Here is a 13,817-nt window from a genome sequence, read left to right on the forward strand (position 1 = left end):
CCATGTTCAACCGCGCTGCATTGCCAAAGGACATCACATCCTATGATCTGTTGAAGGCCTTTGCGGTCCTGACCATGCTGGTCGACCATATTGGCTTCTATTTCTTTCCCGACGATATGTGGTGGCGGGCGATTGGGCGGCTGTGTGTGCCCATCTGGTTCTTTCTGATCGGGTATGCCCGCTCGCGCGATATTGGGCCGCGGCTCTGGATCGGTGGCACTCTTTTGCTGGCCGCCGACCTGATCGCTGGTAAGTATCTAATACCATTCAATATTTTGTTTACTATGCTGGCCATCCGGTTGGTGATTGACCCGTTGATGCGCGGTGTGACCCGGGCGGGAACGCAGGCGCTCTGGGCGGTGGCGGTGCTGTGTTTCTTTGCGTACCTGCCCACGGCCTTTGTGTTGGAATATGGGACACAGGGCGTCCTGCTGGCCATGCTCGGATGGTTTATGCGCCACCGGGCGGAGGGGGACCGGGGCTTGATCTCCGAGGCAATGGTGCAGAATTATGTCATCTTTGCCGCCGTGTCCTTCGTTTTGATCCAGACGGTGTCCTTTGGTTTCGTACAGGGGCAGATGCTGTTGCTGGCCACTTGCGCCTTGCCTGTCTTTGGGGCGCTCTACATGTTCAAGCCCATGAACTTTCCCCGGCTGACGGGGGTTATGGGCCCGCTGGCGGCGGTGATACGGTTTATGGGGCGCTGGACTCTGGAAATTTATGTCGCGCATCTGGTGATTCTGAACATCATCGGGGTGATCGTGTTCCCGGACCGGTTTGATTTGTTTTCCCCGCACTGGACGACCCTGGATTTTGGGACTCCTGCGGCCCCGGGCCCCACGCCGTAAATTAAGGGAATCCCCGAACTTTCCCTTGTCTTTGGGATGGGGCGAAAAAGGCTGGAAAACCGCCGGAAATATCCTTGCCCGGGCCCCTGTCCCCGTGCTACACCGTGCCCGAGCTCAAAATAGGTCTCAAAAACAGGTTTAAACCCCTAACGCGATTTGGGTGACGGACAGTGGCCACACAAACAAGTCAGGTTGCATCCCGTTATGCTGTATCCCTGCTGGATATGGCGGGTGATGCAGGTTCTGTTGAACAGGTTGAAAAAGACCTGAATGCACTGGCGGGCATGATTGCCGCGTCGGACGATTTGCAAAAACTGATCAAAAATCCGCTTTTCAACCGGACGCAGCACCAGCGCGCCATTTTGGCCGTCGCTGAAAAGGCCGGGTTCAACGAACTGACGCGCCGTTTTCTGGGTGTGCTGGCCGGCAATCGCCGTCTGGGCATCATCTCTGGCGTTATTCAAGCTTTCGGGAATGAACTGGCCCGTCGTCGCGGCACCGTATCCGCACGCGTTCAATCGGCCTTCGTTCTGTCCCCGGTTCAAACCGATGCCTTGCAAAAAGCACTCAGCGACAAGATGGGCCAGAACGTGACCCTGAATGTCGAAATCGACAAATCCCTGCTGGGTGGCATGGTGGTAACGGTTGGTTCGGTGATGATCGACAATTCCGTGAAACGCAAATTGGAACGCCTGAAACGCGCAATGGAAAGCCGGAGCGCGGCGTAACAACAAACGATTTAGTAACAGTTTAAGTAAGACACACGCATACAAAACGAGGTTCAATCAATGGAAATCCGTGCGGCAGAAATCTCTGAAATCCTGAAAAAGCAAATCGCGGAATTTGACGCGCAAGCAGACGTGGCCGAAATCGGTCAGGTTCTGTCCGTCGGTGACGGCGTGGCGCGCGTTTACGGCCTGGACCAAGTCCGCGCCGGTGAAATGGTTGAATTCCCGGGCGGGATCAAGGGTATGGCCCTGAACCTGGAAGCCGACAACGTTGGTGTTGTTATTTTCGGTGATGACCGCTCGATCAAAGAAGGCGATATCGTAAAACGGACCGGCGAAATCGTTCAGGTTCCGGTTGGTAAAGGCCTGCTGGGTCGCGTTGTTGACGGTCTGGGTAACCCGATCGACGGCAAGGGCCCGATTAAAAATGCTGAAATGCGCCGCGTTGAAGTGAAAGCCCCGGGCATCATTCCGCGTAAATCTGTGCATGAGCCGATGCAGTCCGGCCTGAAAGCGATTGATGCGCTGGTTCCGGTTGGCCGTGGCCAGCGTGAGCTGATCATTGGTGACCGTCAGACGGGTAAAACCGCTGTGGCTCTGGACACGATCATCAACCAAAAAGTCATCAACAAATCCGCGAACGAAAAAGACCACCTGTACTGCATCTATGTTGCTGTTGGTCAAAAACGTTCGACCGTTGCTCAGCTGGTTCGCCAGTTGGAAGAAAGCGGTGCGATGGAATATTCCATCGTTGTGGCCGCAACCGCGTCCGACCCGGCCCCGATGCAGTTCATGGCACCGTACACCGGTTGCACCATGGGCGAATTCTTCCGCGACAACGGCATGCACGCTCTGTGCGTTTATGACGATCTGTCCAAACAGGCTGTGGCGTATCGCCAGATGTCCCTGCTGCTGCGTCGTCCGCCGGGCCGCGAAGCGTATCCGGGTGACGTATTCTACATTCACTCCCGCCTGCTGGAACGCGCGGCGAAGATGAACGACGAACATGGTGCTGGTTCTCTGACCGCTCTGCCGGTTATTGAAACGCAGGCCGGTGACGTTTCCGCATACATTCCGACCAACGTGATTTCCATCACCGACGGTCAGATCTTCCTGGAAACGGGCCTGTTCTTCAAAGGGATCCGTCCGGCCATTAACGTTGGTCTGTCCGTATCCCGCGTGGGTTCCGCCGCACAGATCAAAGCAATGAAACAGGTTGCCGGTACGATTAAACTGGAACTGGCCCAGTACCGCGAAATGGAAGCCTTTGCGCAGTTCGCATCCGACCTGGATGCGTCCACGCAGAAGCTGCTGGCCCGTGGTGCCCGCCTGACCCAGCTGCTGGTTCAGCCGCAATACCAGCCGATGCCGGTTGAAGAACAAGTTCTGGTGATCTTCGCCGGAACGAAAGGCTTCCTGGACTCCGTGCCGGTGGCATCCGTTCGCGAATATGAACGCCGCCTGTTGGAAGATGTGCGCGCCAACGGCAAACACATTCTGGATGCGATCCGCACCGAGAAGGCCCTGAGCGACAAGCTGCAGAAAGACCTGTCCGATTACCTGAGCCAGTTCGGCAAAGGGTTCGAGGCGGTTGAGAAAAAAGCAGCCTAAGTGAATATGGTGGTCACATGCGCTGATGAACCGGCGCATGTGATTTTCAATCAGATTTAAACGCGGTCAAAGCAATGCCAAGTTTGAAGGAATATCGTAACCGTATCGCCTCCGTGAAATCCACGCGGAAGATTACGTCGGCCATGAAAATGGTGGCGGCATCCAAGCTGAAGAAAGCACAGGAACAGGCCGAAGCGAGCCAACCCTACGCCCATGCGATGGCGGGGATGATGAGCCGCGTGGCCAAGGGTGTTGTCGTCGGCCCGAACAGCCCGAAATTGCTGATCGGTACGGGTTCGGATCAGGTGCACATGATTGTTGTTGTGTCGTCTGATCGTGGCCTGTGCGGCGGGTTCAACGGTAACCTGGTGCGCCGCGTTCGTAACGAAGTGCGTGGGTTGTTGAACGCCGGCAAAACGGTGAAGCTGGTGTGCGTTGGCCGTAAAGCCCGCGACATTCTGCGCCGCGAATTCCCGAAGCATATTACGCACAGCTTTACCGGCCTGGCTGGTAAAAACCGGATCGGTTTTGCTGAAGCCGATGAAGTATCGCAATACATCCTGTCCCAGTTTGATGCGGGTGAATTCGATGTTTGCACGCTGATGTACAACGAATTCAAATCGGTTTTGACGCAGCGCCCGGTGGGTGCACAGCTGATTCCGTTCCGTCTGCCGGAAGTGGAAGCGGCCAATCAGAACGTTGATGCCGCCGAAGCCGACAAGGGTGCAACATCCCCGTACAGCTTTGAGCCGGACGAAGCGGAAATCTTGAGCGCGTTGCTGCCGAAGAATTTGAGCATTCAGATTTTCGGCGCGTTGCTGGACAGCGCTGCCGGAGAACAGGCCGCGCGGATGACGGCAATGGACAACGCAACACGGAACGCGGGCGAGATGATCAAAAAACTCAGCCTGCAATATAACCGCGCGCGTCAGGCCTATATTACCAAGGAACTGATCGAAATTATTTCGGGTGCCGAGGCGCTCTAATAAAGAAGACCTTTCGCGGGCATTCATACCGGGCGTAGATCCGGGGCCTCGCGAAAGAAAAAGAACATGGGAAGGGAAAACGTTATGGTTCAGACAAATGGGCTTGGGGAGTCTTTTGGTCGCTGTGCAACCGTCAATCCGGCGGATGACAAGCTGGCCGTCGCGATGCAGGCGCTGGAACGTGCGGAACGTCATATCGACGCCGTACTGGATCCGAAGGCAAAAGCATCGCGCGATGTAAAGGTGAAGGCGTTTGCCGAATTGGTTCGCGTTCTGGATGTTATGCAGGATGCAATCGCAACGGCGCCGTTTCTCATCGCGCGCACCGCGCAGGATGTTGTGGACGACGCGTTCTATCGGGCCTTTGGTCTGATGAACAAAGAAGGAATTGACGAGGACGAAGTGCGGGCCCATGTGCACCACTTCACATCCTCAACCGGTGGGCGGATGATTTCGCCCGATTTTTCCCGCCGGTTTGATGCCTGATTTTTCAGGCGCGTGAATAAAGGGCGAAGAGTTTTTAAAAACTGGTTTTAACAACGGGCAGGAAGACGCCCTAAACGAGTGAAGGTGAAAGACGAAGCGATGACACAGGCAAAAGGAACGATCACACAGATCCTGGGCGCTGTTTTGGACGTGCAGTTCGAAGAGGGCAACGTGCCCGCAATTCTGAACGCGCTGACCACGCAGAACGAAGGCAAAACGCTGGTTCTGGAAGTGGCGCAGCACCTGGGTGAAAACACCGTGCGTTGCATCGCGATGGACACCACCGATGGTCTGGTTCGCGGTCAGGAAGTGCTGGACACGGGTGATGCGATTTCCGTTCCGGTTGGTCCGGAAGTTCTGGGTCGTATTCTGGATGTTATCGGCAACCCGATCGACAACCTGCCGGCACCGAGCGCGAAAAAGCGTTACCCGATTCACCGTCCGGCTCCGGCCTTCGTGGATCAGTCCACCGAAGCTGAACAGCTGGTCACCGGTATTAAAGTTGTCGACTTGCTGTGCCCGTATTTGAAGGGTGGCAAGATTGGTCTGTTCGGTGGTGCCGGTGTGGGCAAAACCGTGACCATTCAGGAATTGATCAACAACATCGCAAAGGGCCACGGTGGTGTGTCTGTATTCGCCGGTGTTGGTGAACGTACCCGCGAAGGGAACGACCTGTATCACGAAATGATGGATGCTGGCGTTATCAAGCTGGACGGCGAATCCAAAGTGGGTCTGGTGTTCGGTCAGATGAACGAACCGCCGGGAGCCCGTGCCCGTGTTGCGCTGACCGGTCTGTCCATGGCTGAATATTTCCGTGACGAAGAAGGCCAGGACGTTCTGTTCTTCATGGACAACGTATTCCGCTTCACACAGGCCGGCGCCGAAGTGTCCGCTCTGCTGGGTCGTATCCCGTCCGCCGTGGGTTACCAGCCGACGCTGGCCACCGACATGGGCGCGTTGCAGGAACGTATTACCTCCACGAACAAAGGTTCGATCACCTCGGTTCAGGCCGTTTACGTGCCTGCTGACGACTTGACCGACCCGGCTCCGGCAACGACCTTCTCCCACTTGGATGCGACGACGGTTCTGTCCCGTCAAATCGCTGAATTGGGGATTTACCCGGCCGTTGACCCGCTGGACTCCACGTCCCGCATTCTGGACCCGCGGATTGTTGGTGAAGAACACTACAAGTGCGCTGCTGATGTTCAGAAGACTCTGCAAACCTACAAGGCTCTGCAGGACATCATCGCGATCTTGGGTATGGATGAACTGTCGGAAGAAGACAAACTCATCGTGGCCCGCGCACGGAAGATCCAACGCTTCCTGTCCCAGCCGTTCCACGTTGCCGAAGTCTTCACCGGTTCCCCGGGTAAATTCGTTCAGCTGGAAGACACCATTAAGGGCTTCCGCGCGATCGTTGACGGTAAGTATGACCACTTGCCGGAATCGGCCTTCTACATGGTTGGCACGATCGAAGAAGCTGAAGAAAAAGCCAAGAAAATGGCTGCTGAGGCTGCTTAATCATGACAACGGCACCGGCGCATTCTTCACCCATGTTGCAACAGGTTCAAACGATCCTGCGCGGTATGGGCTATGCGCCGGTTGCTGGTGATTTGGGCATGTATATGCGTCCCATCGGATCGACACCGTCAATTTCCGGCACCTTCTACATCGTTTCACAAGATGATGTGCAAAAGGTTGGTGAATTGCCCGTGAATGAACCGGTGCCGCATGCCGTGTTCGTCGCTCAAAAGGCGCAGTATCTGTTTCGCTAAGGATTTGAAAAATGGCTGATGCAACGACAAGCAATGACGTTCTGACCTTCGAACTGGTTTCACCGGAACGCAAATTGATGTCCGGTACCGCATACCGCGTCACCATTCCCGGTGTAGAAGGGGATTTCGGTGTTCTGGCCGGTCATGCTTCGGTTCTGTCCACCGTGCGTATGGGCGTGGTTGAAATTCTGGAGTCAGCATCGGCCGCACCGGTCCGTATTTTTATCACGGGCGGTTTTGCCGACGTGACCCCGGTCAATTGCACCTTGCTGGCTGAAGAAGCTGTGAACGTGAACGATCTGGATGCCGCCAAGCTGGAACAGGACATCCGCAACCTGAGCGACGATCTGTCGGTGGCAAAAGATGCGTTTGAGAAATCAAAACTGCAGCGCCGTCTTGATGTAACGCGTGCGAAGCTGAAAGCCGTTGCGGCATAAGCAAAAACAACGCTTTCGCAATAATATATAGAATACGAAATAAAAGCCGGGGTCTGGTAAGACCCCGGTAATTTTTTATTGACCAAAGCTTAAACGGGGCGTGGCACACTGAAAGAAGAAGGGATAACGCAATGACCGCTTCGATCATGTGTGTTGTGTTTCGGCCTGCACACGACAAAAATATTGGCGACGTATCGCGCATGATGCCGGTGATTGAACAGGTGATCGCCGATTGTGACGGGTTGAATTTCAGCGAAGATGTTTATGATTCATCGGCCTTTCGCTTCTTCTTGCCATCCGGCGCAAATGTGTATGATGCCGACCGTGTGGTTCAGTGTTTAAACCGTCTGAATGACCACGATGGGGGTGCATTGCTGGAGGCCGAGCAGGTCAGCGTTCCGGAAAAATCCGTGACGTTGACACGGTATCCGGGCATAGAACGCAATATTGTGCGCTTAGGGTGATGGCGGTTTTAACCGTTCGTGCGTGTCCGACACGGCGATAATGTCCTGAATAACATCATCCCATTCATCCGGGGTTAACTGTGCGCCCTGTAGGTCGTCGCGGGCGTTCAGAACGGCCTGACGCGCATCATCCACCGCGTCCCATGGAACGGAGCGGGCGTTTTCCCATTCTTTGGCCAATTCAAAAAAGCGATTACAGGCCGCATTGAACGCGGCCTTGAGAGATTTTTTTGGCATGTGATACGCAGTCCCTGTTCATTATATTTTTTTGAGAGTCTATCCCAAGATTGTGGGGTGCTCAATATGAAAAGGGTTTATATAATATGGGAATAGGACGGGGATTTGACTCCGGCCCATTTTGTTTTTGTGCTATTTCTGCAAAACAGGGTTTTGGTCCGTTGCGGGCCTTTCAAAAGGTTTTAAAAATGGAATTTATTTACGACGAACAAAGCACGCCGATTGCCCTCCTGACGCCGGAATTGAAGGCGGAATTTGAACGCGCGGGGCTGTTTCGAATGTTGGATCCGTATTATCAGTATCCGCAAACGACGTCGGAACCTGCGTCGCGGGTCCGTCATCTGGCGTTGGTGATTAACCCACCGAATCCGTAGACCAGAATTCTTTAATCCCTTTGACCGCGTCTGCCAAACCGACGCGTTCGATTGTAACCCCTTCGGGGAAGGCGCCGTGCAATCGGGTGGGCAACATGGAATCCAGCATCACAAACACGCCGCGGTCATCCGCGCGGCGGACCAGACGGCCAAAGGCCTGGCGTAATTTTAACCGGGTCAGCAATTCATCATAACGGCGTTTGCCGAATGCTTCGCGGCGGGCCTTGTGCAAAATGGTTGGGCGTGTCCATGGCACGCGGTCATACACCAACATGCGCAATGAATCACCGGGTACATCAACGCCATCGCGCACGGCATCCGTGCCCAACAAACACGCATGTGTATCGGCGCGGAAAATATCAACCAACGTGCCCGTATCCATCTCATCGACATGCTGGGCGTACAGGGCGATGCCATTATCTTCCAATTTCGGGGCAATGCGGTCCCGTACGGCGCGCAGACGTTGAATGGCGGTGAACAATCCCAACCCGCCACCGCCTGCGGCTTCGAACAACGCTTGATACGCGCCCGCAACCTGATCCAGATCATCTTTGCGTACATCGGTGATGATGTAAACGCGCGTCTGGTCGGCGTAATTATAGGGTGATGAAACGGCAAAGCGATGCGGCGACGGGGTGAGGGATAACGCCCCCGTGCGTTCAATGGCCACGCGCCAATCCTCTTCCTCATCACCCGTGCCATCGCGCAATGTTGCCGATGTAATGGCGATGCCGTGGGCTTGGGTTTTCATCGCGGCGGCGAAGGGGATCATCGGGTCGACCCAATGACGATACAGGCCAACATCAATCGCCTGTCCCTCAATCCGTTCAATTTCCATCCAGTCGACAAACTGATCGTCCGCGTTTCCGCTCTCCAGCGTATCCAGCATGGCGATCCATGCCCCAATTGTCACTTCCCCGCGACGCTGCAGGGATGCGGCGACGGATTCCAACCGGCGGCGCGTGTCGGTGTCCAGCGTGGCCGATTGTTCGCCCAGGCGGCGACGCAAGCGCCCGGCCAGCACCATCATCGGCGTACGCAAATCATTCAGGCGGGATTTCAACAAACGTGCCGCATCGCCCAGCCCGTCAATCAAAGGCAGGGTGGTGCATTCCAGCGAGTAGGGGCCATCCCGCCCATCCGCCCGGGCATAGACCTGCTGGTACACCAGCGCCAAAAATTGTTCTGTCGCGCCAAAGGCGGCATTGTCCTTAAACCGCTTCGACCATCCCGGCCCGGGCAGGCTGTGCGCGGCCTGGATGATTTTCTCTAAATCTTCCTCTGCTGCCCCATCGCCGGCGATTAAATCCTCCATCCGGCGTTTCAGGCCGCGGGCGCGGCTGCGCTTGCCGCCTTCTTGGCCGAAAATCCAGCGGCGCAAATCGGCGGTTTCTCGCGCACTCAGGTTTCCGGAAAATGCGCCGTCGGCGGCATCAAATAAATGGTGTCCTTCGTCAAAGACATAACGATGGGGCTGGTCATCCGGCGTGGCGGTCCCGGCCAGGGCGGTGTTGATCATCACCAACGCGTGGTTGGCGACCACAATATCGGCGTGGCGGGCCTTGCGGATGGACCGTTCAACGAAACAACGGTGGTAATGGTCGCATGCGGAATGAATACATTCCCCGCGTTTATCGGCCAGTGATGTCGTGCCGCCATAGCCCAGCAAAGCGGGCAGCCATCCGGGGAAATCCCCGCCGCTTAAATCGCCATCCTTGGTCGCGGAAATCCACCGCGCCATCAATCCGGCGGCAATAATCTGGGTTGCATGGCGCGCCAACGCGGCGGCATTGGCCAGATCCTCATAATTCAGCAGGCAGAGGTAATTTTCCCGCCCCTTGCGAATGGCCACGGCCCGGTCCCGCACCATCGGGTCGGGGTAGAGCCGTTCCAATTCCTGTCCGATCTGGCGTTGCAGGTTGCGTGTGTAAGTGGATACCCAGACGGGGCCGCCATTCTTCTCGGCCCAGACGCTGGATGGCGCCAGATAGCCCAGCGTTTTTCCAACGCCCGTCCCTGCCTCGGCCAACAAAACATGGGGTTGATCGGCATTTTGTGCGGGCGCGAAAATGGACGCAATCTGGCCTGTGTAATCCATCTGTTGCGGGCGGGGTTCGGCGCTGCGCCCTTGCGTCAACATGCTGCGCAGACGCTCGCGCGCTTCTTCGCCGCTCACGCTATCGTGCCCGGCGGGCGGGGGCGGTGCGCCTTCCGACCATTCAGGCAGGTTTTTCCAGATATTCAGGGCGGTGCGCGTCAAAATCTGACGTTCGGGGTCATATTCGGCATTCAGGGCGGAAAAAATATACGGCGTCCACACCCAACCCTTGCCCTGTGCCCCCATCGCGTCGGCAATCCCGAGGAGATTCGCGCGAATCTCCTGATCTGATTCGCAGGCCCGCAGGTCGGATAAAAGCACCCGAACGGACTCATGCAAGGCCAGCGGCGCATCCTCGGAATTGTCCCCGACATGGATGCCCAGCGCGGTCGCAATTCCAAACGGTGTGGGGACACAAAATTTTGCCGGATGCACGAATGCAAAAAGTTCGAGCACGTCATACGCGATCAAATCATCCGTGCCCAGACGGTGACGTGTGTACGGTGCGTGACAAACGATGACCGGACGTTTGTGAAAAATCATTCGCGCCTGATCATGCGGGTATGATTTTATTTCCCCATCCGGTGACAGCGCAGTTGTCGTCCGCGCCGTGACCGTGATGACGGCGGCGGCGGGCATGGAAACGCGTGCGCGTTTTTGTGTTTGTTCTGCGACATGTCCGGACATGATTGGACGCTATCATCCATCATCGCGCTGTTCCAGACCAAACAGCATAAAACCCCCGATTTTACGGGCCTAAATGCAAAAATCCCCGTGGGGAAGACCCACGGGGATTTTGATCACAACACCAAGGAAGAATTACTTCTTCTTGGCAGCGGTTTTGCGCTTCGTTGTGGTTTTCTTCGCGGCTACTTTTTTCGCCGGAGCTTTTTTAGCAGCAGCTTTTTTCGGAGCGGCTTTCTTAGCGGTTGCTTTTTTCGGAGCAGCTTTTTTCACTGTCTTCTTAGCAGCCGGCTTTTTAGCAGCAGCTTTTTTCGGAGCAGCTTTTTTCACCGTCTTTTTCACTGCCGGTTTTTTAGCAGCTACTTTTTTCTTAGCCGGAGCTTTTTTCTTCGCTGCCGGTTTCTTTGCTACGGTTTTCTTCACTGTCTTCTTTGCGGCAGGTTTCTTTGCTGCCGGCTTTTTCTTGGCTACCATTTTAGTTTCTCCCCAAGGAAGTGACATTGCCCGGTCACACGGGTTGTACCAACCATTGATACGTTACCCATATAGTAACCCATTTTTTTAAAAAGAAATAAAGAAAATTACATTTTGGGAAATTGTCATCCGCGATGGTGTGACCGTGATGACACAGATGACGAGTCGTTTTCATCGCGCGCACGATGCAAAAACACCCCCGGATGAATCACATCGCGGGGGTGTTTTGAATGATGATGGTGGGGTCGTGATGGGGTGATGCTGGATGGATGATCAGCGTGCAATCAGCACATGGTAGTAGTGATAAAAATCCTGATCCAGTTCATCCGCATCACTGCCGTTACCCCCCACGCAACCCGCAGATTTCTGCAGAATTTGCGGTGCTGTCACAGTGTTGCCCGCAGTGTATGTGCCAGTGAACGGCGTGTATGAAACGACGGCGGAAATGGGGGGCGGATTGCCGCTGGCGTCATCAATTTTCATCATGCGATTGATCCGCAAGCAATCGGCCTTACCCACCCCTGACAGGATGAAAACAAGGTCGGGTGCCGACGTGCCAACACCGTCGATGGCCAGGGAGCCGGTATAAATAATTTTTTGGGTTGCGGTTGTCTTCGGCATGCCTAAACCAGCCCCGGCGGGGTCGAAAACACGGTTTTCGGCATCGGCGCAGGCCGCAAAATCATAATCGTTGGTGGCCCAGTCATCGCTGTCGAAACAGATGTCATTTTCGCTGCCACCCCGTGCCAGCATTTGCTGAATCGCGGTTTGCATGGCCTTGCCATCCCGCATGATCCGTGTCGCTTCGACCGTGGCGCGCTCGGTTTCCCCGGCCTGTTGCACGTTATCGCCGGTTTTGGTGATGGCGATGGTCAATGCGGTCAAAAGCGCGATGGCCAGCAGGATAAACCATAGCGCATTGCCGGATTGACCGGATTGGGGTGTAACAGGGGTTTTGGGGGTCAAAAAGGGCATCATTTAAGGGGGTATCCGGGTGTTGAAAAGGGCGATAGGGCTTGCATTTTCGTATCGCATAAGCGACAAAATCAGGACCTGAAACAATTGTACCACGGTGATTTGAAAATGGGACAAAATCCAGCACAGAATTCTGAAACGACCGTAACCACAGCCGGGAACCCCCGTCTGGCGAAGCAGGTGAAGCTGGATGCCCTGAAGGCCGCCGGGATCGACCCGTACCCGCACGTTTTCCCGCGCACCCATCAAAACGGCACGCTGCAGGACATGTATAAAGACCTGCCGAATGGCACGGAAACCGATGATCACGTGGCCGTTGCCGGCCGGATCATGGCGATCCGGAACAATGGCATGTTCCTGGACCTGATGGACCCGAGCGGGAAAATGCAGGTCTTCTGTCACAAGGATTCGATGTCGGAAGAGGCGTTGTCGATCCTCGATTATTTCGATATTGGCGACATTATCGGGGCCGAAGGCACGGTGCGCCGCACCCCGCGTGGGGAACTGTCCGTCCGCGCGAAAAAGGTCACCATGCTGACCAAATCGCTGATGCCGCTGCCGGAGAAATATCACGGTCTGACCGATGTTGAGCAGCGTTACCGCCAGCGTTATCTGGACCTGATTATGAATGATGAAAGCCGTCAGAAATTGCTGATGCGCTCGAAAATCATCTCCACCATCCGGAAATTCATGGAAGAACATGGTGCGATTGAGGTTGAGACCCCGATGATGCACCCGATCCTGGGCGGTGCCTCGGCGAAACCGTTCGTGACGCACCATAACGCGCTGGATGCCGATTTCTTCCTGCGTATCGCACCGGAACTGTATCTGAAACGTCTGATCGTCGGTGGTCTGGCCGATGCGGTGTTTGAGATCAACCGCAATTTCCGGAATGAGGGGATTTCCTATAAACATAATCCTGAATTCACGATGATTGAATCTTACCACGCGTATAAAGACTATTACGATGTGATGGATCTGATCGAGAAACTGGTGCAGGCCGTGGCCATGGCCGTACACGGTACTCTGGAAATCAATTTCCAGGGCAATGTCATCAATCTGGGCAGCCCATGGGCGCGCAAAGGCATGGTTGAGCTGGTGCAGGAAGAAACCGGCGTTGACTTCATGTCGATGGATGCGGCCCAAGCCCACGCAGAAGCCAAAAAACTGGGCGTGCATGTCGATCCGAAGGCCAACTGGGGCCAGGTTGTCGAAACCATCTTTGGTGAGAAGGTGGAGCATAAACTGATCCAGCCGATCCATGTGATTGACCACCCGCTGGATATTTCCCCGTTGTCCAAGGTTCACCGCAACAACCCGCGTCTGGTGGAACGGTTTGAGAGCTATATCAACGGCTGGGAAATGGCCAACGCCTTTACCGAGCTGAACGACCCGAAAATCCAGCATGACCGCTTTATGGATCAGGTGGCCCAGCGCGAAGGCGGAAACGAAGAAGCCATGATGGTGGACCATGATTTCGTCACGGCGCTGGAATATGGCCTGCCGCCGACGGGTGGTTGGGGGATGGGCATCGACCGTCTGACCATGATTATGACGGATTCGCATAACATCCGCGAAGTGATCGCCTTCCCGACGCTGAAGCCGGAGAAATAAGGGATCATCTTGCGATGGATTTTAAA

The 13,817-nt window shown here is 55.3% G+C and carries 15 protein-coding genes; 11 read left to right on the forward strand and 4 right to left on the reverse strand.

Features of this window, described 5'->3' with window-relative positions:
- Positions 1-2: 2 nt before the first annotated feature.
- The 9 genes from MICA_RS03125 (at position 3) to MICA_RS03165 (ending at position 7,335) form a co-directional block, all read left to right on the forward strand.
- Positions 3-848, forward strand: a complete 846-nt coding sequence (locus MICA_RS03125) for a TraX family protein (RefSeq protein WP_014102229.1) — start codon at positions 3-5, stop codon at positions 846-848.
- Positions 849-1,018: 170 nt separating this feature from the next.
- Positions 1,019-1,576 carry a F0F1 ATP synthase subunit delta gene (locus MICA_RS03130; protein ID WP_014102230.1) on the forward strand — a complete coding sequence of 186 codons (558 nt, stop codon included), beginning with the start codon at positions 1,019-1,021 and terminating at the stop codon, positions 1,574-1,576.
- Positions 1,577-1,636: 60 nt separating this feature from the next.
- Positions 1,637-3,187 carry a F0F1 ATP synthase subunit alpha gene (atpA, locus tag MICA_RS03135; RefSeq protein WP_014102231.1) on the forward strand — a complete coding sequence of 517 codons (1,551 nt, stop codon included), beginning with the start codon at positions 1,637-1,639 and terminating at the stop codon, positions 3,185-3,187.
- 74 nt (positions 3,188-3,261) lie between these two features.
- Positions 3,262-4,173: a F0F1 ATP synthase subunit gamma gene (locus MICA_RS03140; RefSeq protein WP_014102232.1), complete on the forward strand. Its 912-nt coding sequence runs from the start codon at positions 3,262-3,264 to the stop codon at positions 4,171-4,173.
- An 84-nt stretch (positions 4,174-4,257) separates the two neighbouring features.
- Entirely contained in the window at positions 4,258-4,659 is a 402-nt protein-coding gene (locus tag MICA_RS03145; RefSeq protein ID WP_014102233.1) for a hypothetical protein, read from the forward strand.
- A gap of 99 nt (positions 4,660-4,758) precedes the next feature.
- The gene (gene atpD, locus MICA_RS03150; protein ID WP_014102234.1) at positions 4,759-6,180 is read left to right on the forward strand and encodes a F0F1 ATP synthase subunit beta; all 1,422 of its coding nucleotides are present in this window, start codon (positions 4,759-4,761) and stop codon (positions 6,178-6,180) included.
- A gap of 2 nt (positions 6,181-6,182) precedes the next feature.
- Complete coding sequence (locus tag MICA_RS03155; protein WP_014102235.1) at positions 6,183-6,434, forward strand: hypothetical protein; 252 nt, start codon at positions 6,183-6,185, stop codon at positions 6,432-6,434.
- 11 nt (positions 6,435-6,445) lie between these two features.
- Positions 6,446-6,871 (forward strand): ATP synthase F1 subunit epsilon, encoded by a 426-nt coding sequence (gene atpC / locus MICA_RS03160; protein WP_014102236.1) that lies wholly within the window; start codon positions 6,446-6,448, stop codon positions 6,869-6,871.
- 131 nt (positions 6,872-7,002) lie between these two features.
- The gene (locus MICA_RS03165) at positions 7,003-7,335 is read left to right on the forward strand and encodes a hypothetical protein (RefSeq protein ID WP_014102237.1); all 333 of its coding nucleotides are present in this window, start codon (positions 7,003-7,005) and stop codon (positions 7,333-7,335) included.
- On the opposite strand, the gene MICA_RS03170 is transcribed toward MICA_RS03165, so the two are convergent.
- On the reverse strand, positions 7,327-7,572 hold the full coding sequence (locus MICA_RS03170; protein ID WP_014102238.1) for a hypothetical protein: 246 nt from the start codon (positions 7,570-7,572) through the stop codon (positions 7,327-7,329). The two genes, MICA_RS03165 and MICA_RS03170, sit on opposite strands and share 9 nt — an antisense overlap.
- A 188-nt stretch (positions 7,573-7,760) precedes the next feature.
- Here MICA_RS03170 and MICA_RS03175 point away from each other — a divergent pair, with 188 nt between their 5' ends.
- Positions 7,761-7,946 carry a hypothetical protein gene (locus MICA_RS03175; protein WP_148260412.1) on the forward strand — a complete coding sequence of 62 codons (186 nt, stop codon included), beginning with the start codon at positions 7,761-7,763 and terminating at the stop codon, positions 7,944-7,946.
- Here the strand turns inward: MICA_RS03175 and MICA_RS03180 are convergent.
- The 3 genes from MICA_RS03180 to MICA_RS03190 all read right to left on the reverse strand — a co-directional run bounded on the left by MICA_RS03180 (position 7,927) and on the right by MICA_RS03190 (position 12,180).
- Positions 7,927-10,731, reverse strand: a complete 2,805-nt coding sequence (locus MICA_RS03180) for an ATP-dependent DNA helicase (protein WP_014102240.1) — start codon at positions 10,729-10,731, stop codon at positions 7,927-7,929. The genes MICA_RS03175 and MICA_RS03180 overlap by 20 nt on opposite strands.
- Before the next feature lie 132 nt (positions 10,732-10,863).
- Complete coding sequence (locus MICA_RS03185) at positions 10,864-11,202, reverse strand: hypothetical protein (protein ID WP_014102241.1); 339 nt, start codon at positions 11,200-11,202, stop codon at positions 10,864-10,866.
- Between the two features lie 273 nt (positions 11,203-11,475).
- Positions 11,476-12,180: a hypothetical protein gene (locus MICA_RS03190; RefSeq protein WP_014102243.1), complete on the reverse strand. Its 705-nt coding sequence runs from the start codon at positions 12,178-12,180 to the stop codon at positions 11,476-11,478.
- A gap of 105 nt (positions 12,181-12,285) precedes the next feature.
- On the opposite strand from MICA_RS03190, the gene lysS reads away from it, so the two are divergent.
- Entirely contained in the window at positions 12,286-13,791 is a 1,506-nt protein-coding gene (lysS, locus tag MICA_RS03195) for a lysine--tRNA ligase (RefSeq protein WP_236619950.1), read from the forward strand.
- Positions 13,792-13,817: the final 26 nt, after the last annotated feature.

Origin of the sequence: Micavibrio aeruginosavorus ARL-13 (assembly GCF_000226315.1) — a bacterium.
Classification (GTDB): domain Bacteria; phylum Pseudomonadota; class Alphaproteobacteria; order Micavibrionales; family Micavibrionaceae; genus Micavibrio; species Micavibrio aeruginosavorus_B.

Bases quoted from the DNA above. Each gene is read 5' to 3' on its own strand.
- MICA_RS03190 (WP_014102243.1), bottom strand. From the start codon at position 12,180: ATGATGCCCTTTTTGACCCCCAAAACCCCTGTTACACCCCAATCCGGT.
- MICA_RS03185 (WP_014102241.1), bottom strand. From the start codon at position 11,202: ATGGTAGCCAAGAAAAAGCCGGCAGCAAAGAAACCTGCCGCAAAGAAG.
- MICA_RS03140 (WP_014102232.1), top strand. From the start codon at position 3,262: ATGCCAAGTTTGAAGGAATATCGTAACCGTATCGCCTCCGTGAAATCC.
- MICA_RS03180 (WP_014102240.1), bottom strand. From the start codon at position 10,731: ATGTCCGGACATGTCGCAGAACAAACACAAAAACGCGCACGCGTTTCC.
- atpD (WP_014102234.1), top strand. From the start codon at position 4,759: ATGACACAGGCAAAAGGAACGATCACACAGATCCTGGGCGCTGTTTTG.
- lysS (WP_236619950.1), top strand. From the start codon at position 12,286: ATGGGACAAAATCCAGCACAGAATTCTGAAACGACCGTAACCACAGCC.
- atpA (WP_014102231.1), top strand. From the start codon at position 1,637: ATGGAAATCCGTGCGGCAGAAATCTCTGAAATCCTGAAAAAGCAAATC.
- MICA_RS03175 (WP_148260412.1), top strand. From the start codon at position 7,761: ATGGAATTTATTTACGACGAACAAAGCACGCCGATTGCCCTCCTGACG.
- MICA_RS03125 (WP_014102229.1), top strand. From the start codon at position 3: ATGTTCAACCGCGCTGCATTGCCAAAGGACATCACATCCTATGATCTG.
- atpC (WP_014102236.1), top strand. From the start codon at position 6,446: ATGGCTGATGCAACGACAAGCAATGACGTTCTGACCTTCGAACTGGTT.
- MICA_RS03165 (WP_014102237.1), top strand. From the start codon at position 7,003: ATGACCGCTTCGATCATGTGTGTTGTGTTTCGGCCTGCACACGACAAA.
- MICA_RS03155 (WP_014102235.1), top strand. From the start codon at position 6,183: ATGACAACGGCACCGGCGCATTCTTCACCCATGTTGCAACAGGTTCAA.
- MICA_RS03145 (WP_014102233.1), top strand. From the start codon at position 4,258: ATGGTTCAGACAAATGGGCTTGGGGAGTCTTTTGGTCGCTGTGCAACC.
- MICA_RS03170 (WP_014102238.1), bottom strand. From the start codon at position 7,572: ATGCCAAAAAAATCTCTCAAGGCCGCGTTCAATGCGGCCTGTAATCGC.